This is a genomic window from Mycobacterium sp. (assembly GCF_036490025.1).
In the GTDB taxonomy this organism is placed as follows: domain Bacteria; phylum Actinomycetota; class Actinomycetes; order Mycobacteriales; family Mycobacteriaceae; genus Mycobacterium.
In genome coordinates this window covers 1-3570 of sequence record NZ_DASXEP010000111.1, presented here as the reverse complement: position 1 = coordinate 3570, position 3570 = coordinate 1, and the positions used below count along the sequence as shown (strand labels likewise).

The window sequence follows — 3570 nt, the reverse complement described above, 5'->3', positions numbered from 1 at the left end:
GCTCAAGGATGAGTACGACGCGATCGGTGTCCCCTTCACCAAGCGTGGCCGCATAGCGGACGAGTGTCTCGAGGCGATGTTCGAGTTGTGGCACAGCGATTCGCCAAGCTTCGACGGCGAGTTCGTCAAGTTCAACGACATTGCGTTCGGGCCCAAGCCAATCTCCAAACCCCACCCGACGGTGTGGATGGGCGGAGACGCCGACGCGGTGCTGCGCCGAGCGGCCCGGTTCGGCGACGGCTGGGCGCCATGGCTGACCAAACCCGACGAGCTGCCGGCCAAGATGGACTACCTACGGTCGCAGCCCGGGTTCGACGACCGGCCGTTCTCCCTGTTCTACAGCCTGGCCGTGCTGTCCATCGGTCAGGAGCACGCGATCATCGACGACCCGAATGCGCAGTTCGGCCAGACCGCCCAGCAGGTCATCGACAGCTGCAACATGCTGGCTGAGCGCGGCGTCACGGACACTTGGGTCAGTCCGCCTGCGCTGGACGGGCTCGATGCATACCTCGACCACATGCAGTGGGTGGCCGAGGAAATCATCCCGAAGGTCGGATGACCGTTCGCGCAAAGCCCGCGAAATCACCGACCCTGCGACGACGGCGTGATGTGCAGCGGTACTGATTTCAGCGACATCGTTCCCGTCGGCCACGGCATCTGCGGCGGCTCGTCTTGAGCCAGAGTGTATTCAGGTATTCGAGAATGCCATTCCTCGAGGATCAGCCGGAGTTCGAGCCGCGCCAGATGCGAACCCAGACACCGGTGCGGTCCGCGCCCGAATGCGAAGTGCACGACCTTGCTGTCGAGATGCATGCCGTCAGCGTCGTCGTATCGCCGCGGATCACGATCGGCGCTGCCATAACTGAGCATGACCGTGGTGTCCTTGGGCACGAACCGGCCCCCCACCTCGACGTCCTCCGTGGTGACTCGTGGCGCGAACGGGACAGGTCCGTCGACACGCAGAATCTCCTCGATGAACGCCGGGATGAGCGCGAAGTCGTTCGCGACGCGGTGACGCATCTCGGTGTCGGTCGCCAGCCTGGCCAGGGAGAACCCGACAGCGGAGGTCACGGTGTCCAGCCCGGCCAGCACGAACATGAAGCACAGGCCCAGGATCTCGTTGTCCGACATTCCGCCCTCGTCGGTGTCTTGTATCAGTTGGGTGAGCATGTCGCTCCCGGTCGTATTCGCCCGCCGCTCCGCAATGTGCTCGGTCAGATAGCTGAACAGTTCCAGCGCGTGGGCCATCACCTCCGGGGTCGCCTCAGCGCTACTCGGATCGGTGAATTGCAGAATCGCGTCCTTCCACTGCACCAGCCGGTCGCGGTCCGCCATGGGCAGCCCGAACAGGGTCAGAAACACCTGGGAGGGAAAAGGTGTCGCGAGATCGGTGACCACGTCGCACTTACCGTTCGCAACGATGGCATCGATCAATTCGGCGGCCTGCCTGCGTAGTTCCGGCTCACGCTCGGCCATCTTCTTCGGGCTGAAAAACGGATCAAGCATTCGGCGGAACCGAGTGTGATCCGGCGGATCGATCGCGATCGGCACCAGCGGGACGGGACTTCCCAAACGGTCGAAAGCCTTTGCCGAGGAGAAGATCTCAGGCTTTTTGGCCGCAAACTCCACGGCCTCGGCGCTGGTGAGCACGACCTCCTCGCCTGAGCTCACCGCTTCGCCCGCCTGCCTCAGTTCCCGCCAGGCGCACGTACGGTCCCGCGCAAAGGGCAGATCATTGATATTCAGCGTTCCGGTTGTGCCGAGCTCAGTCATTGCGATGGAGGTCCTCTCACTACTGGCGCCGGCCGGCGCTTGACTACCACTATGACAGTGCACTGTCATATATTGGAAGTATCATCGGTGCCACAACGAGTGTCAACGACGTGCCGGCAACCGTCGTCGTTGTAATGTCGGGATACTTAGTCAAACGAAAGGGTTGGCGGATGGCCCGGGGCGACCGATCACCGCGGGACGAGCATGCGGACCGGGTCCGGAATGCTCTGCTGAATGCGGCCCTGAACCTGTTCAGCTCCAACGGGTACGACGAGACCACCACCGAGCAGATCGCCGAGAGCGTGGGCGTCTCGCCCAGGACGTTCTTCCGGTACTTCCCCACCAAAGAGTCGGTGCTTTTCTTCGGCGAGTACGACTTCATCGACGCCGTCAGCGGGGTCTACCTGGCTCAACCCGAGAAGCTGTCGGATTTCGAGGCGTTGGCTGAGTCATTCGCGTTGTTGGCGCCGGGCCTCAAGCGCATCCGCAAAAGGATCGCGCAGTACCACGAGGCCGTCGCGTCCTCTCTCGTGTTGCTGGGCCGCGAGCGCAAAAACCACGAGGCCAACGCCGAGACCGTCGCCAAAGTGATCGCCGAACGACGCCGATTGCCCGCCCCCGACAGCGAATGCCGGCTGCTGGCGGCCGTCGGCATGCTGCTCGTCGAGCGCGCCCTCAACCAGTGGTTGTCGACGCCAGGCCGTTCGCTCGACGATCTGATCCGCCAGGAGTTCGCCGCCCTGCCTGCCGTGCTGAAGTAGCGCGAAGCTGGCGATCGTCGAATCGGGTGCCGTCGGGGCAGGCCCGCGGGGTGCCCGGCCCGCAGTACTGCGTGCGCAGATAGCTCGGGTAGGTCTGGACCGGCCCGGCATAAAAACCGGCGAGGTTGACCGGCAGGTCATACACACCGATCGCCACCACATGTACAAAGCCGGTCACCGCCAGCACTCGCAGCAGTCCTCTGACCCGTGTTCCGGCCCACCGCAGGCTTTCGACGCCTCCCTCGACCCGGATCTGCCCGTCACGGTTGCGGAAAAACATCAGTGCACCACTCGAACTCAGCACCAACGACCACAGAATGGGGCCGTACAGCGGAATCTGGATGGTCTGGCCGGCCCACAGCGTGACGCCCGGGATCGACGCCGGATAACCGAGCAGACCGTGGCGCACTGCGAAGATCTCGAGCGGAAACTCGATGACGTAGACCGCGAGCCAACCGGCACAGAAGGTGCGGACGGGCCCCAGCACCGGCCATCGGTGGCGGGCGCGACCCATGGCCCACCGGGCGATCGAGCCCATGGCCAGCGGCATCCAGATGTAGATCATTCCGATCATCAGCACCGGTTCGGCCATCAAGCGACCGTCGGGGCTCAGCCAGCCGGGAATGTTCTGTGTCCAGTTGCCGAAGTTGACCAGGCCGGCGTTGTAGAACAGTGCGGGCTGAAACCAGTTGATCAACGGGTCGTGCCACCAGGCGATCGCCGATCCGATCACGATGGCGGCTTCGACACACAGCTGACGCTCACGCACGCTCTTTCGGACCACGTAGACGATCGCGCCTAAAGCCAGTATCGGGCAGGCGATCTGGAAGGCGGTCATCGCCCACCGGGTGGCTCTGGGGATCAGGTCGGGGCCGGGATGTACCGGTGTCGCGTTGCCAGAGGCGATCCAGGAGATGTAGACGTAGCCGGCGGTGACGACGCATACCGTGCCGATGCTCGTCCAGATCAGCACCGGCCGAATGGTTTTGATCGGCGCGGGCCCGATGGCCGACGGCTCGGCCTGCCTGGGGGACTT

General features: G+C 63.9%; 4 protein-coding genes. 2 read left to right on the top strand and 2 right to left on the bottom strand.

The features are described 5' to 3' along the window. Window positions 1-559 (top strand): LLM class flavin-dependent oxidoreductase (locus VGG53_RS12230; RefSeq protein WP_331518324.1); only part of this gene is annotated, 559 nt, incomplete at its 5' end. A gap of 23 nt (window positions 560-582) precedes the next feature. Here VGG53_RS12230 and VGG53_RS12225 read toward each other — a convergent pair. Continuing rightward, window positions 583-1773 carry a cytochrome P450 gene (locus VGG53_RS12225; RefSeq protein WP_331518323.1) on the bottom strand — a complete coding sequence of 397 codons (1191 nt, stop codon included), beginning with the start codon at window positions 1771-1773 and terminating at the stop codon, window positions 583-585. A gap of 170 nt (window positions 1774-1943) precedes the next feature. Here VGG53_RS12225 and VGG53_RS12220 point away from each other — a divergent pair, with 170 nt between their 5' ends. After that, on the top strand, window positions 1944-2534 hold the full coding sequence (locus tag VGG53_RS12220) for a TetR family transcriptional regulator (protein WP_331518322.1): 591 nt from the start codon (window positions 1944-1946) through the stop codon (window positions 2532-2534). Here VGG53_RS12220 and VGG53_RS12215 read toward each other — a convergent pair. Next, window positions 2449-3570 (bottom strand): spirocyclase AveC family protein (locus tag VGG53_RS12215; RefSeq protein WP_331518321.1); only part of this gene is annotated, 1122 nt, incomplete at its 5' end. The genes VGG53_RS12220 and VGG53_RS12215 overlap by 86 nt on opposite strands.